The sequence below is a fragment of the Corynebacterium sp. HMSC067D03 genome (assembly GCF_001811185.1).
GTDB classification, from domain to species: Bacteria; Actinomycetota; Actinomycetes; order Mycobacteriales; family Mycobacteriaceae; genus Corynebacterium; species Corynebacterium coyleae.
Map to the genome: position 1 here is coordinate 11,970 of NZ_KV803783.1, position 22,654 is coordinate 34,623.

Here is a 22,654-nt window from a genome sequence, read left to right on the forward strand (position 1 = left end):
CCACCACGCGGTACATCCCGCAAGCTCAGTGACCCCCGCGCCCACGCCACCTCGAGCGAGCTGGCGCTGCACGCCGCAATGCCGGTCAACGACATGACCGCCATCTCTGAGACCGGCCGCCAGGCCGACGGCGTGATGAGTAAAGACAAGAACACGCCGCCAATCCTGCCGAAGCAGGGCGACAGCATCGAAGATCAGCAGACGATGCGCGCAACGCGTAAGTCGAAGATTTACCTGCGCCGCTTCATGCGTAACAAGGCCGCGGTTGTCGGCCTGGTGATTTTCTTCCTGATGGTACTGCTCGCGCTCTTTGGCAAGTTCATGACACCGTGGAGCTACGACGACCCGGACTTCATGAACCTGTCCGTCGCACCTTCCGGCGAGCACTGGTTTGGCACTACTGACTCCGGCAACGACCTGTTTGCACAGGTGGTGCACGGCCTCGGTCGCTCGTTGTCTATTGCGGTACCGGCATCGATTGCCACCACGGTGATCTCCGCGATTGTCGGTGCAGGTGCTGCCCTGTTTGGCGGAAGCTTGGAGAAGATTGTGCTGGCAGTGATCCACTTCCTGCTGGCTGTGCCGACGTTCCTCATCATCGCCCTGCTGGTATCCGGCTCGGGCGGCGACTGGAAGGTGCTCACCGTCGTGCTCATCGCGTTTGGCTGGATGTACTCAGCACGTGTGATTTGGTCCTTGTCGTTGTCCATCCGCGAAAACGACTATGTGCGTGCCGCCAAGTTCATGGGCGTGTCCAACTCCAAGACAATCGTGCGCCACATCATCCCGAACGTCGCGTCGCTGCTGATTATCCAGCTGATGTTGGGCATCGTGTCCACGATCATGTCTGAGACCGCCCTGTCGTTCTTGGGCCTCGGTGTGAAGCTGCCGGACGTGTCCCTGGGTACGTTGTTGCAGTCTGGTACCGCAACCCTGGTGACCGCTCCGTGGCAGTTCTACTTCCCTGCCCTCGTCCTGACCTTGCTCACCGTGTCCATGGCGTTCATCGCCGATGGTCTGCGTGACGCACTCGACCCGAACTCGAACTCTGGAGGTTCTGCAGCATGACAACCAGCATCAACAACTCGGGTTCCCCGGTGCTTTCGGTACGCGACCTCAACGTGTCGTTCCCGTCGGAGGCCGGCGTGGTCCGCGCGGTGCGAGGCGTGGATTTCGATCTCCTCCCAGGCCGTACCCTCGGCATCGTGGGCGAATCAGGTTCCGGCAAGTCCGTCACCTCTCTCGCTGTCATGGGCCTGTTGCCGGATTACGCCAAGGTCACCGGTTCTGTGAAGTTTGAGGGCGAGGAGCTCCTGGGCAAGTCGGATGCCGCAATGTCGAAGATTCGTGGCAACGGCATCGGCATGATCTTCCAGGATCCGCTGTCCGCTCTGACCCCGGTGTACGACATCGGCACGCAGTTGGTGGAAGCCATCCAGGCGCACACGAACATCTCTAAGTCGAAGGCGATGGACCGTGCCGCGGAGTTGCTCGACCTGGTGGGTATCCCCGAGCCGAAGAAGCGCCTGCGTTCCTTCCCGCACGAATTCTCGGGCGGTATGCGTCAGCGTGTGGTGATCGCAATCGCAATTGCGAATAACCCGAAGGTGCTTATTGCCGACGAACCCACCACCGCCCTCGACGTAACCATCCAGGCTCAGATTCTGGAAGTGATCAAGAAGGCGCAGCGTGAGACCGGCGCTGCCTGCATCATGATTACCCACGACATGGGTGTGGTCGCAGGCACCGCCGATGACGTGCTGGTGATGTACGGCGGCCGACCGGTGGAACGCGCCGAGGTCCACCAGCTTTTCGGCAACCCGAAGATGCCGTACTCAGTGGGTCTGCTGGGTTCCACTCCACGTGTGGATCAGCCGTCGAACGAGCCGCTGACGTTCATTGACGGCAACCCGCCGATGCTCATCGACGTCGCCGACCGCTGCCAGTTCGCACCACGCTGCCCCATCGCCACCGAGGCCTGCCTGACGCAGGAGCCGCCGCTGGTGCCGAACAAGGGCGACGAGAACCACATGGTTGCGTGCGTACGCCACGATGAGATTGAAAACGGCACTCTCGACGGTAAGCCGTTGTTCCCCGCACCTGTCCTGCCGGAGAACAAGTTCGCGGGCATCCCGCGCGAGGAGCGCGAAGTCACCCTCGAGGTAGAGAACCTCTACCGTGCGTTCCCACTGACCAAGGGCGCGCTGGTGAAGCGCCGCATCGGCACCGTGGAGGCTGTGAAGAACATCTCCTTCGATGTTCGCGCCGGTGAGTGCATGGCCATTGTGGGTGAGTCCGGTTCCGGTAAGACCACGACCCTGCTAGAGATCATGGGCCTGGATCCACAGGGTGATTCCCGCATCGTGATCTGTGGCAAGGACGCGGCGAAGATGAGTGCGTCGGATCGTCGTCAGGCACGCCGCAATATTCAGATGGTGTTCCAGGATCCGATGAGCTCGCTGAACCCGCGTATGACGGTCAAGGAGATCATCCAAGAGCCGTTGGATGCGTTGGGCTACGAGGGCGACAAGGATGCCCGTATCTCCGAGCTCATGCGCACGGTGGGTCTGGATGAGAAGCAGTTGGACCGCTTCCCTGGCCACTTCTCTGGTGGTCAGCGTCAGCGCATCGGCTTGGCTCGTGCGTTGGCGACGAACCCTGCGGTGATTGTGCTCGACGAGCCAGTGTCAGCCCTCGACGTGTCCATCCAAGCCGGCGTGATTAACCTGCTGGATTCGCTCAAGCGCAAGCTTGGCCTGTCCTACCTGTTCGTCGCACACGATCTGTCGGTGGTGCGCCACCTGTCGGATCGTGTGGCCGTGATGTACAAGGGCGACTTTGTGGAGTTCGGCGAGACCGACGACGTCTTCGACAACCCGCAGCACCCGTACACGAAGGCGCTGCTGTCGGCGATTCCGATCCCTGATCCGGATGCGGAGCGCTCCCGCGTGCGTACGGTGTACAAGCCGGCGGAGGAGGCTATCTCCTAACCGTCACATCGACGGGCAGCGTCGGAAGTCGTGCTTCCTGCGCTGCCCACATCCCCCACCAGGGGGCGTAGCCCGGGTCCCTGCGCAGGGCCCGGGTTTTTCGCATCTTTAGGTCGGCGGTCACGCGGATGGTGTTGACGGTTCCACGCGCCCGGGCGGCGCGTATCGACGACTCCGTGACCGCCCCAACACCTTCCACCACAAGATCCTCTGCGGGGTCGAGCGGCACCCACTCGGCGCGCTCGTGGTTGATCCAGTCCCAGCGCCAAAACCCTGGCCTGGCAGGGTGCAGCACATCGCGGGCGACCATCGCGGCACCTTCTTCGAGGCCGTACCAACCGGGGTAAAAATCGTCGAGGTGCACCACCCGGATACCGAGCGCGTCGCCGATCTGGTTGGCCAGGGTGGTCTTGCCGGAGCCAGATGGGCCATCGATGAGCAGGGTGTATGTCATCGCACTGACCACACTGGACGCAGGTCGCCTGTGAGCCACGCGATGCCAAGTGCGACAAGTGCCACCCCAAGGCACACAACCATGACGCCCCAGTCGCGGCTGCGCAGTTTGGATTCTCGGGCCCAGGAACGCTTCGTCGGTCCGCCAAAACCGCGCGCCTCCATTGCGGTGGCGAGTTTTCCGGCACGGCGCAGCGACATCACCAACAGCCCGAATGACAAGGTGAACCAGTATTTGATCTTGCCTTGGTCCGCGATACCGCGGGCGCGACGCGATCGGCGCATGGCGTCGAGGTCGTCGCGAAGCAGTGTGAGCATGCGAAGGGCCGCGACCGTGCCGATGACAAAGCGTTCGGGGAGACGAAGGACTTGGGAGAGGCCGTCGCCAAGGTCAGTCGGGTCGACATCGGCGGACAACAGCACCACCGGCAGCGCGATGGCGAGCACGCGCAACACCATCGCACCCGCAAGAGAGACGGACAGTTCCGTGACGTGGACCAAACCCCAGTTCAGGTAGGTCTCCCCGCCCGCCTGTCCGTAGAGCGCCATCGGGATACCGGCCAGGGGCGCGACGATGAGGATCGGCACCGCGCGTTTGAAAAACCGTCCGTAGCTCAACCCACACAACGGCACCATGAGCAGCGTGAACGCGAGCACAACGGTGGCGGAAACCCAGTCCACGGTGAACATCAACGGGGTTGTCAGTAGCGCCAGGCCAAGGATCCGGGTCACGGGGTTGATGTTTGCCAGCAGGTTCATGGCTGACCCTCCCCTGCCGTGATGTGTTCGGTGTGGTCTCCAAGCGATGCGATAAACGCTTCGTCGTGGGTAATCGAGATGACCGTGACGCCCTTGTCCGTGAGTTCGCGGATCAGGCCGACGAGTTCGACGAAGGTGCGATCGTCCTGGCCGAAGGTCGGCTCGTCCAAAATAAGCAACTTCGGAGCGTTGACCAGCGCGGTTGCCACCGAAAGTCGGCGTTTCTCCCCGCCAGAGAGTGTGAACGGGTTGGCGTCGACGAGGTGGGTCAGGCGCAAACGCTGCAGCAGATCATCGATGCGTTCCTGCGGCGCACCAGACAGCGCCATTTCCTCGCGCACGGTGGCAGTGACAAATTGGTGTTCCGGTTCCTGGAAGACGTACCCGATGCGTTGCGCCAGATCTGCCGAGGACCAGTCAATCGACGGCTTGGCTAGCCCCTGGCGGATAGTTTCCGAGTACTCCACCCGCCCTTGCTTCGGCGGTGTTAGCCCGGCAAGTACCTGCACGAGCGTAGTTTTTCCCGAGCCGTTTTCACCGGTGACCACAGTGGAGAACCCCTCAGGCGCAAGCACCGTGCGCGGCGGGCCGAAGCGGGTGAGCAAGTTCTGCGTCGCAACCGCAGCCGGCGTGCCAGCGGGAACCTGCTTCGCCGGCGGCAACGAAGGCACCTGCGGTAGCTCTTCTTCGGTAATGCGGCGAAGACCGTCCGCATCCAAGCGGTAGTAGGTGTCCACCACGTGCGACCAGTGCTTGGGGCGGTGCTCCACCACAATCAGGGTCGCACCGGTGCGTTTGCAGACGCGGTCGACGGCGTTGATGACCTCGTCGCGGCCACGCGGGTCGAGGTTCGCGGTCGGCTCGTCGAGCACCAAAATATCCGCTCCCATGGCCAACACCCCGGCCAGTGCAAGGCGTTGCTTCTGTCCACCGGACAGGCGTGACGTGGGGTGATCGAGCGGCAGGTCCAAGCCGACGGCGCCCAGGGAGGCCTCCACGCGGCGCCAGATCTCGTCGCGCGGCACCCCAAGATTTTCGGCGCCGAACGCGACATCGTCGCCCACGCGCGACAGGATTGTTTGCGCCTCCGGGTCCTGCAGCACCATGCCTACCGTGCCGTTGACCTCGAGGATGCCGGTTTTGCTGCCGTCCTCGGAGTCGTCGATAAGTTTCGCGATGACCGCGAGCAACGTGGACTTGCCGGAACCAGAGTCGCCGGAGATGAGGATGCGCTCGCCGCGCTCGACGTCGAGATCAACGCCAGTAAACGCAGGCTGGGGACGCGTGGCGTGCTGGTACGTCAACCCTCGAGCACGAATCGCCAGCGTCATTTACGCAGCCTGGTTGAAACGCTCACGGCCTGCGCCGAAGCGGTCCAGCGCACCGGTCTTCGCGAGTGCCTTGACCAGGTAGTGGCACAGCACGCCGCCAAGGATCGCGCCGGAGATGACCATGCAGGTCAGGTAGATGATGTTGAACTGCAGGCTCATCGCCAGGTTCGCCGACAGGAACAGCTCGAGGATGAACGCGCCGACAGCGGAGCCGATACCGGCCAAGATTGCCACCGTCAGATCGAAGCGACGGTACGCGAAGAGCAGGAAGATCAACCCTGCGCCAAGGCCTTGGGCCAGGCCCGAGTAGAGCGTCTCAATGCCCCACTGGCTGCCGATCAGCGCTGAAACCGACGCCGCGATGACCTCGACGAACACGGCTGCGCCAGGCTTGCGGATGATCAGTCCGCCAAGCACACCGCCGGTGAACCAGATACCGGTGACCAGGCCACCAAGGCCCGGCGTCAACGTATCCAGTGCCTTAAACCCTGCGTAGCCAACGCTGTTCCACACCCAAAACAGCAGACCACACGCCACACCGAGGACGGCGGCGGTGACAATATCGATTACACGCCAAGAATTGTTCTTAACAGGCACAGTCATGTGCTTTCCTTCCTATCGCCGGCATTACCCGGATCAGGTTCAACGGTCCGCCCGAAGGCATCTCAGCTGCGAACGCAGCACCCGTGTGTGTTCAGTTCTCGGAGGCGATGCTACAACACGCCCCAGACATGCTTATCGACGACGTCCCGCATCGGTGCGGTGGCGTCGTCGATAAGCAATTATGCTCCTAGCCGCGCCCCAACTCGATGTGGAGACCCGGCACGGAATCGATCAGGTTGCGGGTGTAATCCGCCTGCGGGTCGGCGAAGATCGCATCCGCCGGCCCCTGCTCCACAACCTTGCCCTGGCGCATCACCACAATGTCGTCTGCGGTCTCGCGGACCACAGCCAAGTCATGGGTGATGAACAGGTAGGACAGGTTCATCTCATCCTGCAGGCCCTTGAGCAACTGCAGAATCTGATCCTGCACGAGCACGTCGAGGGCCGAGACCGCCTCGTCGAGGACGATGACCTCTGGGCCCAACGCCATCGCACGTGCAATCGCGATGCGCTGACGCTGACCGCCAGAGAGCTCGTTCGGGTAGCGACGCATCGCGGACCTCGGCATCTGCACCATGTCCAGCAGCTCCGCCACGCGAGCGTCGCGCTCCTTACGCGAGCCCACCTTGTGCAGGCGCAACGGCTCCTCGATGCAGCGGTAGATCGAGTACATCGGGTCGAGCGAACCGTACGGGTTCTGGAACACCACCTGCATCTTGCGACGCAGCTTGAACAGTTCCTTGCGGTTTAACTCCGAGATGTCGCGACCCTCGAAGTACACGGTGCCGCTGGTCGGCTCAAGCAGGCTTAGCGCCATGTTGGCCACAGTGGACTTGCCGGAGCCAGACTCACCCACCAGCGCAAGCGTGGTGCCGCGGCGAAGATCGAAGGACACCTCGTCGACCGCGCGCAGTGTCTTCTTCGCACCCTTTTGGCCACGGACGTCGAACTCCTTGACCAGGTTATCCACCCGGATGACCACGTCCTCCGGCTTGGTCTCGGCCACCGTGACGTCTTCATCCTTCAGCGCAGCGTGCGTACGCGCGGCTGCCAGCGACGGAGCCGCGTTAACCAGCCTGCGGGTGTACGGATGCTTCGGGTTGCGCAAAATATCCAGGCTCGGTCCGCGCTCAACCACACGGCCGCGGTGCATAACCAGCAGGTGGTCAGCGCGCTCTGCTGCAAGCCCCAGGTCGTGAGTGATGAACAGCAGCGCGGTCTGGGATTCCTGGGTGAGCATCTCAAGGTGGTCCAGGATGCGCTTCTGCACGGTCACATCGAGGGCAGACGTGGGCTCGTCGGCAATGAGCAGCTCCGGGTTCGCAGCCAAGCCCATCGCGATGAGTGCGCGCTGGCGCATGCCACCGGAAAACTCGTGCGGGAACTGACCCGCACGACGCTCCGCGTCCGGCAGGCCTGCATGCTCAAGCAACTCGATGACGCGCTGGTGGCGCTCGGAGCCTTCGACGATGTTGTTCGCCTTCAGCGACTCCTCCACCTGGGTACCGATACGCCACACCGGGTTCAGGTTAGACATCGGATCCTGCGGCACCAGACCAATCCTGTTGCCGCGAATCTTCTGCCAGCCCTTCTCATCGAGATTGGTCAGTTCCTCGCCGCGCAGCTTGATCGAGCCGCCAGTGACCTTGCCGGTGCCAGGCAGCAGGCCGAGCACCGCCATGGCAGAGGTGGACTTGCCCGAACCGGACTCGCCCACGATTGCGACCTTCTGGCCCGGGTAGATCGTCATATCGAAGTCACGCACAGCCTCAACCACACCCGTGGAGGACTCGAACGTGATGCGGAGGTCGGTCACCTCAAGCAGCGGCTCGGGCGCGCCAGTGTTGTTGTCTTTGCCGATTGCGGTGGTCATCGCTTCCTCGCCTTCGGATCAAGGGCGTCGCGCACGACGTCGCCCATCATGATGAAGCTCAGCACCGTCAGTGCGAGCGCAATTGCCGGGTAGAACAGCACCATCGGCTGAGTGCGTAGCGACGCCTGCGCAGCCGAAATATCGCCACCCCACGACACCACCGTGGACGGCAGACCGATGCCCAGGAAGGACAGGGTCGCTTCGGCCACGATGAACTGGCCGAGCGCAACCGTGGCGTACACGATCACGGGCGCCGCGGCGTTCGGCAGGATGTGGGAGGTGATGATCTTCCAGTCGCTCGCCCCCACCGCGCGGGCGGCGGTGACGAACTCGTCGTTCTTAATCCCCATCACTGCACCGCGGGTGATGCGGGCGATCTGGGTCCAGCCGAACATGGACAGCGCGAATACCACCATCCAGATCGAGCGCTTGTTCTGGAACATGGACATGACGACGATCGCGGCCAGCACGAGCGGCACCGCGAAGAAGATGTCAGTCAGACGCGATAGCAGTGTGTCCCAGATGCCGCCGAAGTAACCGGCGATCGCACCGATGAGGCCACCAAGCACGGTCACGATCAGTGTGGTCAGCACGCCGACCGTAACCGATGCGCGAGCACCGTACATCATGCGCGAGTAAATATCGCAGCCTTGACGGTCAAAGCCGAAGATGTGCCCGTCCGTCGGCCCGTTCAGCGAGCGCGACAGCATGCACTCGCGCGGATCGACGCTGGTGAACAGACCAGGGAACACAGCGACGGTGACGGCAAGCAGGATCAATACTGCAGAGAACCAGAACAGCGGCCTGCGACGCAGGTAGTTCCAAGCTTCAGCCCACTGGCTGGTGGGTGTACCGGCATCCGGCACAGCATCAACTGCGCCGAGACCAGTCTCATCGGTCTCTGCGACGTAGTATTCCTGACCGCGCAGCACCCCAGCATTGGCCATCGTGCGATCAGCCGACATTTCAGGTTGTGGAATGGAATTAGTCATAGCGGATCCTTGGGTCGAGTACTGCGTAAAGCAGGTCAACGATGAGGTTGGCAACGATGTAGATAATCACCAGCACAGTGGTGATCGACACGACGGTCGCGGGCTCGCCCTTAATGATCGACTGGTAGATCGTGCCACCGATACCGTTAATGCCGAAGATGCCTTCGGTCACAATCGCGCCACCCATCAGCGCACCAAGGTCAGCGCCAAGGAAAGTCACGACCGGGATCATGGAATTGCGAAGCACGTGGCGGGTCATCACGGTACCGTCGCTCAGACCCTTAGCTCGCGCGGTACGGACGTAGTCTGCGCGAAGGTTTTCGCTCACGGACTGACGCGTCAGCCTGATCACGTACGCGCACGACAGCGCACCAAGCACGATCGCAGGCATGAGCAACGCTTCAAATGACTCATTGCGCCCGACCGTTGCAGGCAACAGTCCCCACTTCACGCCGAAGAGGTACTGCATGACAAAGCCGATCACGAACGACGGGACGGCGATGACGATCAGCGATGCGACGAGAATCGTGGAGTCGAAGACACCGCCGCGGCGCACACCGGCGATCACGCCGAAGATGATGCCGAACACAGCCTCAAACGCCAGCGCCATCAAACCGAGCTTGATGGTCACCGGGAACGCGTTAGCCATCACCGACGCGACGGGCTGGCCGGAGAAGGTCTTGCCAAAATCGCCCATGAAAATGCCCTTGATGTAGAGCAGGTATTGGACGATAAATGGTTTATCAAGGTTGTATTCCGCTTCGATGCGGGCGCGGGCGGCCTCGGACAGGCCGCGGTCTCCGCCAAGCGCCTGTACGGGGTCGCCCGGCATGAGGAACACGAGGGCGTAAAGCAACAGTGTGGCCCCGAAGAAGACGGGGATCATTTGGAGCAGCCGCCGCCCGATATAACGCAGCATGGTTCCGGGCTCTCCTTTTCCATGTGAGTCGGGACGAAAACCAGTATTGAGTGTGAAACGAGTAATGACCCGCCGCAAAATGCGAACGGGCCACTTTGCGTGGTTGCTTAGGTTACCACCTAGTTTTTGGTGATCTGATGCAGCACCGGAAGTGAGCGCCAGGAGAACGCGACGTTCTCTACGTTTTCGGAGTAGCCACCTGCAACGTTGGAGTACCACAGCGGGATCGCTGGGAGATCCTCAAACAGAACCTTCTGCACCTCGTTGTACTTTTCAGCAGCAGCTTCCGGAGAAGCTGCGGTTGCTGCTTCTTCCAGCAGTGCGTCGACTGCCGGGTTGGAGTAACGCGCATAGTTCGAGGAAGCGCCCGTGCCGTACAGCGGGATCAGGAAGTTACCCAGCGACGGGTAGTCAGCGCTCCAGCCGGTACGGAATGCGCCCTTGACGGCGTCGTTGTCCATATCGTCGAGCATGGACTTGAAGTCCGGGTAGGCGTTGCCCACTGCCTCGATGCCGATGGCGTTGCGGATGGAGTTCGCAACAGCATCGACCCATGCCTGGTGGCCACCATCGGAGTTGTAGGAGATCTCCAGGTCACCGGTGTACGGGTTGATCTTGTCGGCTTCCTCCCACAGGCGCTTTGCCTCCTCCGGGTCGTACTTGAGCACGTCGACGCCCTCAAGGTTGTCGGAGTGGCCCGGGATCACCGGTGCGGCAAAGTCGGTCGCCGGGGTGCGGGTGCCGTCGAAAATGGTCTTGGTGATCTGCTCGCGGTCGATCGCCTTAGAGATTGCCTGGCGACGAAGCTTGCCTTCCTCGCCGCCGAAGTGCTCTTCGTTCTCGTTGATGGTGATCGACTGGAATGCAGCTGCTGGCTGGTTCACAGCGCGCTCGCCAAGCTCGTCTTCGAAGTTGGCCAGTGCAGAATCTGGCACAGCATCGAGCACGTCGAGATTTCCGGAGAGCAGGTCGGCATAGGCCGCGTCCTGCTGGGCGTAGAAGATGAAGTTCACGCCGTCGTTCTGCGCCTTGCGATCACCCTGGTACTCCTCGTTCGGCACCACGATGGCGTCCTGGTTGTGGTTCCACTCCAGCAGCTTGTAAGGGCCGTTCGAGATCGGGTTTTCGCCGTACGCTTCCATGTCGTCGAACGCAGACGGGTGAAGCGGCGAGAATGCCGTGTAGCCGAGACGCTGCGGGAAGTCAGCCTCCGGCTGCTCGAGCTCGATGGTGAAGGTCTTGTCGTCGATAACCTCCAGGCCCTCGAGCGGCTTTCCGTCCTCGTAGCCCTTGATCGGCTCGAAGAAGTACGCGTTCATCTGGGAGTTCTCGACTGCGTAGTTCCACGCGTCGACGAAGTCCTTCGCCGTCACCGGGGTACCATCGGCCCACTTCGTGTCCTTCAGCGTGACACGGTAGGTCTTCTCACCCTCGAGATCGATGGACTCTGCGAGCTCGTTGTGGCTTTCGCCGTCCTTGTCGTAGTAGGTCAAACCTGCGTACAGGACATCGACGATGCGGCCGCCGCCAGTCTCATTCGTATCTGCGGGCAGCAACGGACGCTGTGGCTCGGAACCGTTGGTCAGAACGTAGTTTCCTGCTCCGTCGGCAGAATTGTCGGCGGAGCCACCACATGCGGCAAGGCCGAGCGCCAGTGCGCCGGCGCCGAGGGCGGCAACTGCTTTCTTGATATGCACCTTGACTCCTTGTGTCTTTTCATGTTTTCGCATGTTGTGCTGTCAAACACTCAGCGTGCTCTAAGGAGTCCACCACAATAAACGTAACCTCCCATAATCCGGCCGCCCCGCGCGTGCGGTCCAACGGACCGAAAAATAGAAACCGCGCCGCCACAACCCAGGGGGGATGTGGACGGCGCGGTCGTTGCCGTTGTCGCGAATCTAATTCGCCAACAGCGGGGTGTTACTTCTTGGTGATCTGGTAGTAGAGCGGCACCTGGTTCCAGCCGAAGACAACGTTGTCAACGTCCTCGGAGTAGCCACCGGTCAGGTTCGAGTACCACAGCGGGATTGCTGGCAGATCCTTCAGCAGGATCTCCTGCGCCGCGTTGAGGTCCTTCACGGCTGCTTCCTGGTCTGCTGCACCGTTGGCCTTCTTCAGCAGGTCGTCGAACTCAGCGTTGGAGTAGTCGCCGTCGTTCGAGCCTGCGCCGGTGCCGTACAACGGGCCAAGGAAGTTGCTCAGCAGCGGGTAGTCTGCCTGCCAGCCGGTACGGAATGCGCCTTCGATGGTGCGGTTGGTCACGTCATCGCGCAGGGACTTGAAGTCCGGGTACGCGTTGCCCACTGCCTCGATGCCGAGGGTGTTGCGGATGGAGTTCGCAACAGCATCGACCCATGCCTGGTGGCCACCGTCAGCGTTGTAGGAGATGGTGAACTCGCCGGTGAACGGTGCGATTGCGTCGGCTTCAGCCCACAGACGCTTCGCCTCCTCCGGGTCGTACTTCAGTACCTCAACACCGTTGAGGCTGTCGGAGTGGCCCGGCAGCACCGGGGAGGTGAAGTCCGTGGCCGGGGTGCGGGTGCCGTCGAAAATCGTTGCCGTGATCTCCTCGCGGTTGATCGCACGCGAGATTGCTTGACGACGAAGCGCACCCTCCTCACCGCTGAAGTGGTCGGCCTTCTCACCGATCGTCATGGACTGGAAGATCGCTGCCGGCTGGTTCACTGCACGGTCGCCGAGCTCGTCTTCGAAGGTTGCGAATGCAGAGTCCGGGATGGCGTCGAGGACGTCCAGGTTGCCGGAGAGCAGGTCGGCGTAGGCGGCGTCCTGCTGCGCGTAGAAGACGTAGTCCAGGCCGTCGTTCTGGGCCTTGCGCGGGCCGTCGTACTCAGCGTTCGGGACAACAACTGCGTTCTGGTTGTGGTTCCACTCGGACAGCGTGTACGGGCCATTGGAGATCGGCTTCTCACCGTACGCCTCGATGTCGTCGTATGCGGACGGGTGCATCGGGAAGAACGCCGTGTAGCCAAGGCGGCTCGGGAAGTCAGACTCCGGCTGGGTCAGCTCGATGGTGAAGGTCTTGTCGTCGACAACTTCGAGGCCTTCGAGCTTCTTGCCCTCCTCGAAGCCCTTGATCGGCTCGAGGTGGTACGCGCCGAGCAGCGAATTTTCTACCGTGTAGTTCCATGCGTCGACGAAGTCCTTGGCGGTCACTGCGGTGCCGTCGGACCACTTCGCGTCCTTCAGGGTGACGCGGTAGCCTGCGTCGCCTTCCGGCTCGATGGACTCGGCGATATCGTTTTGCACTTCGCCGTCGCCGTCGTAATAGACCAGGCCTGCGAAGATCTGGTCGATGATGCGGCCGCCACCGGTCTCGTTGATGTTGCCCGGTACGAGCGGGTTCTGCGGCTCCGAGCCGTTGACAAGAACGTAGTTGTCGCCACCGCTGGTGGTGCCTTCAGCGCCACCATCTGCAGAATCGTTTGAGTCACCGCAGGCGACCAGACCGAACGTCAGGGCACCGGCGCCAAGAATCGCCGCTGTCTTCTTCAGTTGCATGTGTTCTCCTTCGACCAAGTATGGAGCCAAGGAATGTCCTGTGGCTCACAATTTGGATGTCCATGTATTTCACCACACTTGACGGTCGCCCGTGGGGAGTTTCACAAATATCTTTTGAAACGCTGTGAGCATCGTGTGTCAGGAGGTACGTGCAATACACTCGAGGCCCGTGGCGTTTGCGTCGCAAAGCAGTTGCACCTGTATGAAAGGACCCTCATGGCCGGTGGCCTCCTCGCACTTCTCGACGATGTCGCACTGATCGCACGACAAGCCGCGGCAAGCGTCGACGATGTCGCCACCTTGACCGCAAAAACATCCACGAAAGCAGCCGGGGTTGTAATCGACGATGCCGCGGTCACCCCGCAATACGTCTCCGGTGTTACTCCGGCGCGTGAGCTTCCGATGATCTGGCGCATCACCAAAGGATCCCTGCGCAACAAGCTGCTGTTTATCCTGCCGATCGCGCTGCTGCTCAACGCGATTGCACCGTGGGCGTTGGTCCCGATCCTCATGCTTGGCGGCGCATACCTGTGCTTTGAGGGCGCGGAGAAGATCGCCCATAAGCTTTCCTCCGACGCCGAGGAGCAGCAAGAACAAGCGGTCAATAGAACAGAGCAGGACGAGGATTCTCTGGTCAACAGCGCGATCCGCACGGACTTGATCCTTTCCGCGGAGATCATGATCATCGCGTTGGACGAGGTCAAGGACCAGTCAATTTGGATGGAGGCCGCAGTACTGCTCGCGGTTGGCATTTTCATCACGTTTGCCGTCTACGGCGCTGTGGCGCTACTAGTGAAGATCGATGACATCGGCCACGGCATGATCAAGCGCGGCAACGCACCGAAAACCGGTCACGCACTGGTGAAAGGCATGCCGTACGTGCTTAGCACCATCGGCGTTATCGGCACTGTTGCGATGCTCTGGGTCGGCGGTCACCTCATTGTTCGTGGCCTCGACGAGGTCTTCAGCATTGACTGGCCACACCACATCATCGAAAAGGGTCAGGAACTCGTCGGTGGCGGTGTGCTTGGCTGGTTCGTGGACACCGGCGTCTCGCTCGTCGTTGGCCTGATCGTCGGCTTCATCATCGTCGGCATCGTCACTGCTGTGGGCAAACTGCGCGGTGGTAACGCATCCGAGCGCTCCCAAGAGACTGCCCCGACGGACGCTGCGTAGGCTGCGCCTACAATGCGCCCATGGCACAAAAGCTTTACCCACTGGCTCCATCCACATGGGGTGCGGCCGTTGAAATCCCTGTAGATCACGTCTCCCAAGCGGCGTTGTTCTCGGATTTCGCTGGTAAGCGGGGCACCTCCTACGTGCCCGTCGTGCTTGAGGCGAACCCCCTCAACGCCTCGTGGCGTTTGCGGCTACACAATGCAGCATCGCAAAACAGCATGCTGGCTGGACCAGTGCTCGGGGAAGTTTCGCCGCAGTGGCGTTCGCTTTTCGACGAGGTGGAGCGCGTCCACTCCTCAATCCTGAAACCCGTCGCCCTGGCGGCAGTGAAGTTGGAACGCGACATCGGCCAATTCGAGGTCAACTTGTTGCTGCCCGAGCCCCAGTTGACGGTTCCGCGCAACAACGCACCTGAGACCGCCACTGTCCTGCGTGCCGGCGACATGTTGGTCATCGACACCACCGAAGGGGAATTTAACGCGGCAGATCTAGCACACCGCTCCCCCGGCCAATGGTTCGTCGGATTGCAAGCGCTCGGCGACACCGCCGTCGCGACCCTGGATGGCAAGGTGCTCGGCTCGCTTGCGGAGCCCGAGGTCGTCGAATGGGTTCGCTCCTACGAGCACGGCAACCTTTGGGCACGCGCGATCCTGCTCGACGGCATGGCGGCGCTGGATGCCGCAAGCCCGGACGAAGGCACCGACACCGTCCCGCCGCTATCGGCGGCGCCGGCACGCCAGATCACGCCCTGGCAAGTGATCGACTTTCCAGACGGCAGCTGGGCCATCACCGTGGAGCGCGACGCAGCGATCGACCCTCAAGACACGGTGCACCCGAAGCACACCGCACGCTATGTCTCGCTTGAGGGCAAAGGCCGCCCAGACGAGCTCGACGCACCGACGGAGATGTTCGCGCGTCTCAACGAGACCGAAACACCCGACAAGCCCGCAGCGCCTGCAGCGCCCGCGAAGCGCCCGGACGCAACACGAGTTGCGCAGAACGACCGCCCAGAGGGCTACCTCACCGAGGTGGAGAAGGTCCAGCTCAGGAGGCGGAACCGGAAGCGTCGTCGTGGCGGAAGGCATCGTCGATAAGCAAAAGCTCCTATGGTGGGAACCGTAACGAACCCGAAGTTTAAGGAGCGATCATGGCTGACCATGGACCGAATCCGTACGTCGTTGACATTGAAAAGGCGACGCTTGATAACGAGGCGTTCCGCGACACCCTGTGGACCGGCAAGTTCCTGCAGCTGACCGTCATGACCATCCCGCCGGGCGGCGAGATCGGCGCTGAGATCCACGACGGTCATGACCAGTTCCTGCGCCTCGAAGAAGGCGAGCTGCGCGCAATGATCGGCGCATCCGAGGACGACCTCGAAGTCGACGAAGTGATCAAGGATGATTGGGCAGCATTCGTCCCGGGCGGCAAGTGGCACAACTTTGTCAACGAGTCCGACAAGCCGGCAAAGCTGTACTCCATTTACGCACCGCCGGAGCACAAGCCGGGCACCCGTCACGAGACCAAGGCGGACGCCGATAACGACCCGGATGAACACGACGCTGTCTAATCCAAACACAGGCAACGTACAGCAATAACGTCACGGCCCCGAGCACCTGCCGGGGCCGTTTTCGTCTGCTACATTCTAAGGGCTTATTCACACGCAATTCGACATCTTTGTTTAAGAAGGCCCTCCCATGCGTTTCCCCTCTCGTCGCAACGCTTTGCTGTGTGCAACCACCGCAGGCAGCTTGCTCCTCGCCGGTTCCGTATGCGCCCCCGCGCACGCCCAGTCCAGCCTGAGCTCTTCTAGCTCGTCTGGTTCGTCCGGCTCGTCGCGCCCCTCATCGCCGTCGAACGAGTCCTACACCTTCCCGAAACCACCTGAGAAGCGCGCGTCCGACCCTGTGACCATGCCCGACGGCACAATCGTGCAGGTGATGGACGATGTGCTGGGCAAGTATTCGAAGCACGTCGGGTTTAAGGACGGCGACCTGGGTGCGATGGCGCCGCTGAACAACAGCAAGGAGTTTGCCATGATCTTCGGCGACTCCTTCCGCGAATCCATCAAGGGCCCCAAGAACGAATGGTTGAGCCCGGTTGGTGTTGTGGCGAAGATGAACGACGACGGTTTTATTGAAATCGTCCGCCCCCTGAACAACGGACGCCGAGTGGAAAGCCTGGTGTCGTACCACCACACCGACAACCTGACGCTTATCCCGTCGGATGTGATCAACCTCGACGGCACCTTGTACATGCAGGGCATGTGGAACAAGGGCATCGGTAACGTGCTCTACACGGAGATCTGGAAGTCCACTGACAACGGCCAGACCTGGAAGTCGATTTCCAAAACCCCAACGAATTACATTCCGGGAGGCCTCGGCGACCTGATCACCTGGGAGAAGGGCCCGGACGGCTACGTGTACGTGATGTCGAGTGCCTTCACCCGCAAGGAAAAGGTTTTCCTTTCGCGTTTTAAGCCGCAGGACATTGCGGATCGCAGCAAGTGGGAGCTCTACGACTACTCCGAACCCGACGCCGACAAGAAGTGGAGCAACGTCGCTGCCCCAATTCTGTCGGACGGTGTCAAGGCCGGCGAGATGAACCTGCGCTACATCAACGGTCACTGGGTGCTCGTGATGTTCAACGAGGAGAAGCTGGCCATCGAGGTACGCATCTCCGACACGCTTGAGCAAAACTGGGACAACGTGCCCGTGGCGACGATTGCCAAGCACGGCTCCTGGCTCAGGCCGCAAAATCCCAAGAACTGGTCGCAGCCTTACGGCGGCTACATCGTGCCTGGGTCCACGATTGACAACATGGACATCGTCGTCTCCCAGTGGAACACCGGCACGAACGACCGCTACATGTCCACCCAGTTCAACGTGAAGGGCCTGGACACCTTCTTCGGCATCAACATGGATGAGGCTATCGAGGACGACAAGGTCCTGGAGGTCGAAGAGCACGCCGCAACCGACACTCCGGACATGCAATCCGAGGAAAACCTGGTCCAGAGCAAGCCGGAGACGCTCCTGTCCTCCGAGGACAACGACGCGCTGCGCACCACAGGCATCGTGTTGGGCGTCGTCGCCGCACTTGGCGCGGCTGGCATGCTGGTGTTCCCGTATGTGAAGGACCAGATCCCGCAGCAGGTCGTCGATATGCTTCCGCCTCAGATTCGACAGATGCTCGGCCTCTAGCCACCCCTGGGAAAGCCCAGTATCATCTCGGCAGTGACTGTCCCTGTAAAGCGCTCGCCGTGGCCTGCTCTTTGGAGCATGATGCTGGGCTTTTTCATGATTTTGGTGGATTCCACCATCGTCTCCGTAGCCATCCCGGCGATCTCTGACGGGTTGGAGGCGTCATATAACGAGGTGTTGTGGGTCAACAGTGCTTACCTGCTCGCCTACGCGGTGCCGCTGCTGATCACGGGGCGTCTCGGGGACCGCTTCGGGCCGCGCACGATCTATCTGATCGGCCTGACAATCTTTACTGCTTCCTCGCTGGCGTGCGGGTTGGCGGAAAGTTCGGCTGCGCTCATCGCCGCCCGCGCTTTCCAAGGTTTGGGTGGCGCGCTGGTGACGCCGCAGACGATGTCGGTGATGATCCGCACGTTCGCGCCGAAAGAGCGCGGCGGCGCGATGGGTGTGTGGGGTGCGACTGCCGGCCTTGCCACGGTGACCGGACCTCTGCTGGGCGGTGTGCTTGTCGACGCCGCCGGGTGGCCCTGGATCTTCTACGTCAACGTCCCAATCGGCATCATCGGCCTCATCCTGGCCTGGATATTTGTGCCGAAGCTGGAGCAGAATAACCGCCACTTTGACTTGCTTGGCGTGGTGCTGAGTGCACTCGGCATGTTCTGCCTCGTCTTCGGCGTGCAGGAAGCCCAGCAGTTCGGCTGGGACTGGCGCGTGTGGACCCTGCTCGTCGTAGGCGTTGTTGCGATGGTGTTCTTCTTCCGCTGGCAGTCACGCCAATCCACGAACGCATTGGTGCCGCTTGCACTTTTCGACGACCGCAACTTCTCCCTCGCCGCCTTCACCATCTCCACCGTCGGCTTCGCGGTATCCACTTATGTCATTCCGTGGATGATCTACATCCAAACCGTCGGCGAGCTCTCCCCCACCCACGCCGCATTGCTGATCTTGCCGTCTGGCTTGGTCTCCGGGGTGTTGTCGCCGTACATCGGCAGACTCACCAACACGCACGACCCGAAGCCGTTCGCCATAGCGGGAATGACGCTGGCGGCGCTAAGCATCGGCGCAACCGCACTGATCACAACACCTGGGGTTGACCCGAACTGGATGTATGCCATTTCGGTGGTGTACGGCGTGGCCAACTCGATGATGTGGGGGCCACTTTCCATGATTGCCACCCGCAACCTGAACCCGAAGTTGGCGGGTGCCGGTTCGAGTGTGTACAACACCACCCGCCAGATTGGTGCAGTGATCGGATCGGCGGCGATTGCCGCGATGATGTCCGCGCAGCTCGATTCGCGGTTGGGTACACACGCGGGTGCGAACGGCGGCGCCGCGGAGACACCGCCAGCATCGCCAACTGCATCGCCAACGCAGGTTTCCGGCCCCCTGCCGGAGTTTTTGCACGAGCCGTTTGCGGCTGCGATGGCAACGTCGATTTGGTTGCCGTGCCTCGTTATCGCCGCCGGCGCTCTGACTGCCTGCTTCTTTGCAAAAACCAAGTCCTGGGGCAGCGCCTAGAGAGGTAGGACCGTAGCGGAACAGCGCCTAGGTTGGTGCGCTTAAGGGCGCGGCATGATGCGGACGCGATCCCAGTCACCGTGGTCATTGAGCACGTAGGCCACGCGATCCGAGTTCGAGCGGTCGTCCCAAAGGTTGAAAAATTCGAAGTGGTTCGGCTCCACCCGCCAGAGGTTAAAGCGGTCACCATCGACAACGCGCGACGCAGCGCCGCGGATGCGCACTGCCCGGCGCATGGGCTGCCACCAGAAATTCAGCGCAGCGGCCCAGCTCTTTTCAAGCTGGTCTACCTTCGCCGTTCCTGTCGCGGTTCCGAAGTGGAAGCCGTCGGAGTTGAGGTACAACAGGTCAACAACTCGCGCATCGGGCTGACCGTTGTCGTCCACCGTGGCCACGGTTACCGCAGTAGGGTCGCCGACTTCGTTCTCAACGGCTTCTTTAAACCACGTGGCAAACAGTTCGTTCGGGTCCGCAGGAATATTGTCGGGATCAAACTTTCCCAGCGAGATATGTTGCTTGGGTAGCTCACCGATATAATCCTGCGACAAGTAGATCATGCAGCGATCGTAACAACTGGTCCGACCCTGTGCTGGTATTTCCCTTATGAACTCCCCACGGCGTAAACCTCGTGCGCCAAAGCGACGCATCACGGGCACCTACCCCATTGCTTCAGGCCACGCGGCCATCATCGCGGATCCGGACCGCGACGGCGGCTACACGTTAGAGGTGAATAACGTCCCGTCGTCGTATGTGGTGCCCGGCGCGCCCGAGGTGTTGGAGTACGACTACATGCGGTGGATCGCGGGGTTTATCCAGGGGTTTGTGGAGGACCGGCCCCTCGCGCCGTTTGCTGCGGTGCATCTGGGTGCTGCGGGGTGTGCGTTGCCGAGTTATGTGCAGCATCGGTGGCCGAGCAGCAACGTTGCGGTGGAGCTGGATGGTCAGTTGGCGCGGTTGGTGCGCGATGCGTTTGATCCGCCGGTGGCGATCAAGGTGGCGGAGGCACGCGCGTTTACGCATGCGTTGCTGGAAGGTTCGGTGGATGTGATTGTGCGCGATGTGTTCGCTGGCCCGGACACGCCCCGCCCACTAACCACGGTGGAGTTTTATCGGGCAGTACATCGAGCGCTGCGTCCGGGTGGGTTGTTTGTGGCGAACATTGGAGATGCCGCTGGTCTTGCACGCACGCGTGCGGAATTAGCGGGTTTGAGCGAGGTGTTTCGCCACACCATGGTCGCGGCAAGTGCGCCGGTGCTCGCCGGCGGCGCGTACGGCAACGTGGTGGTCGCGGCGTCTGATCAGCCGTTGCGGTGTTGTGCTGACGTGCCGTCGAAGTTGGGGCAATTGCTTATCGACGACACCCCGCCCCACCACGACTAACCCACCGCAAGGGACTTCAGAGCCGTAACTCAGTGCCCAGCGACGGCTGGTAGAGCGCGGCGTATTCCGCGGTGAGTTCTTTGAAGTGCGGGGATGTGACCTCGGCTAACGCTGCGATGTAGTCCGGCACCATGGCCTTGGGAATACGCAGTCCCATGGTCAGGTGCGGGATCCAGCGAGCGCCGCGACCGTCCGGGTTGGCGGCGCTGACGCGCTGGGCTGCCGTGTCGAGGGATTCGGGGGCTTCAAGCAGCCAGGCCACGGTTTGTTTGGATTTGGTGCCGAAGACGACGACCCCGGTTCGTCGTAAAGCAGCTGGCAATTCTGGCGGCAGGATGACTGCCGCCTCCCCGATAGCGTTGCGGTGCATTGTCGGTGCGAAGGTAACCGAGATGTGCGGCCGTTGGTGCTGCTGCGGGAAGCCCCGCTCCGCGAGCTCCGCGTAGATCTGCCGAACTGCGCGTTCTTCCTCCTCCGGGATGCGCAACAAAATATTCTCGGGTGACACGCCAGTAGCGTACCTATTTACATGCGTATTGTGGCTGCATGAATCCTTTCGAGCGCGCGCTGGCCGCCGCACCCGATTACGTTCCGTCGTATTTATCCAAGGTTTCACCGGGGGACTTTTCGCTTATAGGCGACACCTGGCAGATCCACGCCCGCACCTACACCGGCAGCGACGCGGTGTACGGCTTGCGCCTCGGCGAGGACGACACCGTGGAGACCGTGACTATCAACGGTGTGGTCACGCCCGATATCCCCGAGTTGCCGCAGCGACCGGTGACGCTTCTGGACTGGTACGACGCCATCGTCTACCTCGACGGCTGCGGGCGCGAAGCCGACCGGCAGGATCCGCGCTGGCACGGCGACGATCTGGAATCCGAACTCGAGCGCGCCGAGCACAACGTGGTCGAGGTGTCCTACACCCCGGTGCGCCTGGAAGCGTTCGCCGACCCGAAGGCCTGCGAGGACTACCTCAACCGTGTCCTTTCCTCCAGCCCAGTGCGAGTCGAGGTACGCGAGCTGTCCTGGCCGGGCAATGCGACACAAACCGGGCTTGGGGATGCCAGTCTGATTGCCGACACCGGCCACCCCGACGCATACTCCCCAGGCCCCTACACCACCTCGATCGAGCCAAACCAGTGGTACGAGATCCTCCAGGACATGGGCTACGCCTCCTACGTCTACGCCCAGTACATGGACGCCGCCGCAAGCACCCAGCCAACCCAGTGCGGTGCGGCGACCGCGTACCGGATCTCCGACCTGCCCGAATACGTCACCTTCGAACCGTCGGCTGAGTACAACTGGTGGGCACTGTGCTTTCCCGACCTGAACTTCATGCTCAAGGTCTCCCTTGACGCCACGCTGCTGTACATCACGGTGGATAACAACGGCGGAAGTGTGGTCGTCGAAAATAAGCACCAAGTGCCGTACGCCAAACGCCACGAACTCCAGGAACGATTCCAGCGCAGGTGGGGCCACCTTGCCGACGACTCCATCCCGCACACCGACGCCGAAATCGACGCCGCAATCGCGACCGCACTCGAAGCCATTGGGGGTAAATGATGAGCACACGCTTTACCACCGACACCGTCGATTCGCTGCCACCGATGGACACCGACGACGGCTGGTCCCACAAGGGCTGCAACTGGACCAACGCGCCGTGTGGCGACACCGCACAGTACTTCGTGTCCTATCCCTGCCCCGAACATGGCTCAGCGCACGCGGGTGAAACGCTGCTGTTCTGCCCACGCCACTATGCACTCAGCCTGCTGTACGTGGCCGAGGTCGCTATGCCCGACGGCGACCTGGACTTCGCCGACCTCGTGTTGGAGCACGGGGCGCTCTAGGCGATTCCCCAGCGTCCCCCTAACTCACCCCCAGACACTTGACACCAAGCCAGGCTTGCCTTACCTTACCTCCGAGGCTTGTAAGGTAAGC

Annotated in this window: 21 protein-coding genes and 1 riboswitch; of the genes, 10 read left to right on the plus strand and 11 right to left on the minus strand. The window is 61.6% G+C overall.

Annotation, left to right across the window (positions count from 1 at the left end; genetic code table 11):
* Positions 1–78: 78 nt before the first annotated feature.
* Together HMPREF2785_RS01690 and HMPREF2785_RS01695 are read left to right on the plus strand one after the other, a co-directional pair.
* Entirely contained in the window at positions 79–1,068 is a 990-nt protein-coding gene (locus tag HMPREF2785_RS01690; RefSeq protein WP_101740371.1) for an ABC transporter permease, read from the plus strand.
* Complete coding sequence (locus HMPREF2785_RS01695) at positions 1,065–2,990, plus strand: ABC transporter ATP-binding protein (RefSeq protein ID WP_070614089.1); 1,926 nt, start codon at positions 1,065–1,067, stop codon at positions 2,988–2,990. Before HMPREF2785_RS01690 ends, HMPREF2785_RS01695 begins: the two co-directional genes overlap by 4 nt.
* Here the strand turns inward: HMPREF2785_RS01695 and HMPREF2785_RS01700 are convergent.
* The 9 genes from HMPREF2785_RS01700 to HMPREF2785_RS01740 all read right to left on the minus strand — a co-directional run bounded on the left by HMPREF2785_RS01700 (position 2,980) and on the right by HMPREF2785_RS01740 (position 13,439).
* Positions 2,980–3,444 carry a nucleoside/nucleotide kinase family protein gene (locus HMPREF2785_RS01700; protein ID WP_070568601.1) on the minus strand — a complete coding sequence of 155 codons (465 nt, stop codon included), beginning with the start codon at positions 3,442–3,444 and terminating at the stop codon, positions 2,980–2,982. The two genes, HMPREF2785_RS01695 and HMPREF2785_RS01700, sit on opposite strands and share 11 nt — an antisense overlap.
* Positions 3,441–4,202 carry an energy-coupling factor transporter transmembrane component T family protein gene (locus HMPREF2785_RS01705; protein WP_070614091.1) on the minus strand — a complete coding sequence of 254 codons (762 nt, stop codon included), beginning with the start codon at positions 4,200–4,202 and terminating at the stop codon, positions 3,441–3,443. The genes HMPREF2785_RS01700 and HMPREF2785_RS01705 overlap by 4 nt, the downstream gene beginning before the upstream one ends.
* Positions 4,199–5,533, minus strand: coding sequence for an ABC transporter ATP-binding protein (locus tag HMPREF2785_RS01710; RefSeq protein WP_070614093.1), 1,335 nt, complete (start codon positions 5,531–5,533; stop codon positions 4,199–4,201). Before HMPREF2785_RS01710 ends, HMPREF2785_RS01705 begins: the two co-directional genes overlap by 4 nt.
* A complete protein-coding gene (locus HMPREF2785_RS01715) occupies positions 5,534–6,136 on the minus strand; it encodes an ECF transporter S component (RefSeq protein ID WP_070421621.1) in 603 nt (200 codons plus the stop codon). It lies immediately after the preceding gene.
* Positions 6,128–6,231: riboswitch (TPP riboswitch) on the minus strand. It overlaps the preceding gene by 9 nt.
* Before the next feature lie 92 nt (positions 6,232–6,323).
* Positions 6,324–8,009 carry an ABC transporter ATP-binding protein gene (locus HMPREF2785_RS01720; protein ID WP_070614095.1) on the minus strand — a complete coding sequence of 562 codons (1,686 nt, stop codon included), beginning with the start codon at positions 8,007–8,009 and terminating at the stop codon, positions 6,324–6,326.
* The gene (locus HMPREF2785_RS01725; protein ID WP_070421663.1) at positions 8,006–8,956 is read right to left on the minus strand and encodes an ABC transporter permease; all 951 of its coding nucleotides are present in this window, start codon (positions 8,954–8,956) and stop codon (positions 8,006–8,008) included. Before HMPREF2785_RS01725 ends, HMPREF2785_RS01720 begins: the two co-directional genes overlap by 4 nt.
* Before the next feature lie 37 nt (positions 8,957–8,993).
* Positions 8,994–9,920: an ABC transporter permease gene (locus tag HMPREF2785_RS01730; protein ID WP_070421623.1), complete on the minus strand. Its 927-nt coding sequence runs from the start codon at positions 9,918–9,920 to the stop codon at positions 8,994–8,996.
* 119 nt (positions 9,921–10,039) lie between these two features.
* Positions 10,040–11,617: a peptide ABC transporter substrate-binding protein gene (locus HMPREF2785_RS01735; protein WP_070614097.1), complete on the minus strand. Its 1,578-nt coding sequence runs from the start codon at positions 11,615–11,617 to the stop codon at positions 10,040–10,042.
* A gap of 223 nt (positions 11,618–11,840) precedes the next feature.
* Positions 11,841–13,439, minus strand: a complete 1,599-nt coding sequence (locus tag HMPREF2785_RS01740; protein WP_070614100.1) for a peptide ABC transporter substrate-binding protein — start codon at positions 13,437–13,439, stop codon at positions 11,841–11,843.
* Between the two features lie 216 nt (positions 13,440–13,655).
* On the opposite strand from HMPREF2785_RS01740, the gene HMPREF2785_RS01745 reads away from it, so the two are divergent.
* The 5 genes from HMPREF2785_RS01745 (at position 13,656) to HMPREF2785_RS01765 (ending at position 19,333) form a co-directional block, all read left to right on the plus strand.
* Positions 13,656–14,615 carry a DUF808 domain-containing protein gene (locus HMPREF2785_RS01745; protein WP_070614102.1) on the plus strand — a complete coding sequence of 320 codons (960 nt, stop codon included), beginning with the start codon at positions 13,656–13,658 and terminating at the stop codon, positions 14,613–14,615.
* Positions 14,616–14,635: 20 nt separating this feature from the next.
* Positions 14,636–15,712: a hypothetical protein gene (locus HMPREF2785_RS01750; RefSeq protein ID WP_070614104.1), complete on the plus strand. Its 1,077-nt coding sequence runs from the start codon at positions 14,636–14,638 to the stop codon at positions 15,710–15,712.
* Positions 15,713–15,765: 53 nt separating this feature from the next.
* Positions 15,766–16,185, plus strand: a complete 420-nt coding sequence (locus HMPREF2785_RS01755) for a cupin domain-containing protein (protein WP_070421628.1) — start codon at positions 15,766–15,768, stop codon at positions 16,183–16,185.
* A gap of 127 nt (positions 16,186–16,312) precedes the next feature.
* Positions 16,313–17,815: a DUF4185 domain-containing protein gene (locus HMPREF2785_RS01760; protein ID WP_070614106.1), complete on the plus strand. Its 1,503-nt coding sequence runs from the start codon at positions 16,313–16,315 to the stop codon at positions 17,813–17,815.
* A gap of 33 nt (positions 17,816–17,848) precedes the next feature.
* On the plus strand, positions 17,849–19,333 hold the full coding sequence (locus HMPREF2785_RS01765; RefSeq protein WP_246821126.1) for a DHA2 family efflux MFS transporter permease subunit: 1,485 nt from the start codon (positions 17,849–17,851) through the stop codon (positions 19,331–19,333).
* A gap of 41 nt (positions 19,334–19,374) precedes the next feature.
* Here the strand turns inward: HMPREF2785_RS01765 and HMPREF2785_RS01770 are convergent, their stop codons facing one another.
* Positions 19,375–19,890: a pyridoxamine 5'-phosphate oxidase family protein gene (locus HMPREF2785_RS01770; protein WP_070452676.1), complete on the minus strand. Its 516-nt coding sequence runs from the start codon at positions 19,888–19,890 to the stop codon at positions 19,375–19,377.
* Positions 19,891–19,936: 46 nt separating this feature from the next.
* On the opposite strand from HMPREF2785_RS01770, the gene HMPREF2785_RS01775 reads away from it, so the two are divergent.
* Positions 19,937–20,713, plus strand: coding sequence for a spermidine synthase (locus tag HMPREF2785_RS01775; protein WP_070614110.1), 777 nt, complete (start codon positions 19,937–19,939; stop codon positions 20,711–20,713).
* 16 nt (positions 20,714–20,729) lie between these two features.
* Here HMPREF2785_RS01775 and HMPREF2785_RS01780 read toward each other — a convergent pair whose 3' ends face one another.
* On the minus strand, positions 20,730–21,221 hold the full coding sequence (locus HMPREF2785_RS01780; protein WP_070421633.1) for a 2'-5' RNA ligase: 492 nt from the start codon (positions 21,219–21,221) through the stop codon (positions 20,730–20,732).
* Between the two features lie 38 nt (positions 21,222–21,259).
* Here HMPREF2785_RS01780 and HMPREF2785_RS01785 point away from each other — a divergent pair, with 38 nt between their 5' ends.
* Both HMPREF2785_RS01785 and HMPREF2785_RS01790 read left to right on the plus strand, forming a co-directional pair.
* Entirely contained in the window at positions 21,260–22,279 is a 1,020-nt protein-coding gene (locus HMPREF2785_RS01785; protein WP_070614112.1) for a hypothetical protein, read from the plus strand.
* Positions 22,279–22,563 (plus strand): hypothetical protein, encoded by a 285-nt coding sequence (locus HMPREF2785_RS01790; protein WP_070484440.1) that lies wholly within the window; start codon positions 22,279–22,281, stop codon positions 22,561–22,563. Before HMPREF2785_RS01785 ends, HMPREF2785_RS01790 begins: the two co-directional genes overlap by 1 nt.
* Positions 22,564–22,654 lie beyond the last annotated feature (91 nt).

Coding starts and splice junctions, on each gene's coding strand:
- HMPREF2785_RS01690 (WP_101740371.1), top strand. CDS start 79: ATGCCGGTCAACGACATGACCGCCATCTCTGAGACCGGCCGCCAGGCC.
- HMPREF2785_RS01695 (WP_070614089.1), top strand. CDS start 1,065: ATGACAACCAGCATCAACAACTCGGGTTCCCCGGTGCTTTCGGTACGC.
- HMPREF2785_RS01700 (WP_070568601.1), bottom strand. CDS start 3,444: ATGACATACACCCTGCTCATCGATGGCCCATCTGGCTCCGGCAAGACC.
- HMPREF2785_RS01705 (WP_070614091.1), bottom strand. CDS start 4,202: ATGAACCTGCTGGCAAACATCAACCCCGTGACCCGGATCCTTGGCCTG.
- HMPREF2785_RS01710 (WP_070614093.1), bottom strand. CDS start 5,533: ATGACGCTGGCGATTCGTGCTCGAGGGTTGACGTACCAGCACGCCACG.
- HMPREF2785_RS01715 (WP_070421621.1), bottom strand. CDS start 6,136: ATGACTGTGCCTGTTAAGAACAATTCTTGGCGTGTAATCGATATTGTC.
- HMPREF2785_RS01720 (WP_070614095.1), bottom strand. CDS start 8,009: ATGACCACCGCAATCGGCAAAGACAACAACACTGGCGCGCCCGAGCCG.
- HMPREF2785_RS01725 (WP_070421663.1), bottom strand. CDS start 8,956: ATGGCCAATGCTGGGGTGCTGCGCGGTCAGGAATACTACGTCGCAGAG.
- HMPREF2785_RS01730 (WP_070421623.1), bottom strand. CDS start 9,920: ATGCTGCGTTATATCGGGCGGCGGCTGCTCCAAATGATCCCCGTCTTC.
- HMPREF2785_RS01740 (WP_070614100.1), bottom strand. CDS start 13,439: ATGCAACTGAAGAAGACAGCGGCGATTCTTGGCGCCGGTGCCCTGACG.
- HMPREF2785_RS01745 (WP_070614102.1), top strand. CDS start 13,656: ATGGCCGGTGGCCTCCTCGCACTTCTCGACGATGTCGCACTGATCGCA.
- HMPREF2785_RS01750 (WP_070614104.1), top strand. CDS start 14,636: ATGGCACAAAAGCTTTACCCACTGGCTCCATCCACATGGGGTGCGGCC.
- HMPREF2785_RS01755 (WP_070421628.1), top strand. CDS start 15,766: ATGGCTGACCATGGACCGAATCCGTACGTCGTTGACATTGAAAAGGCG.
- HMPREF2785_RS01760 (WP_070614106.1), top strand. CDS start 16,313: ATGCGTTTCCCCTCTCGTCGCAACGCTTTGCTGTGTGCAACCACCGCA.
- HMPREF2785_RS01770 (WP_070452676.1), bottom strand. CDS start 19,890: ATGATCTACTTGTCGCAGGATTATATCGGTGAGCTACCCAAGCAACAT.
- HMPREF2785_RS01775 (WP_070614110.1), top strand. CDS start 19,937: ATGAACTCCCCACGGCGTAAACCTCGTGCGCCAAAGCGACGCATCACG.
- HMPREF2785_RS01785 (WP_070614112.1), top strand. CDS start 21,260: ATGAATCCTTTCGAGCGCGCGCTGGCCGCCGCACCCGATTACGTTCCG.
- HMPREF2785_RS01790 (WP_070484440.1), top strand. CDS start 22,279: ATGAGCACACGCTTTACCACCGACACCGTCGATTCGCTGCCACCGATG.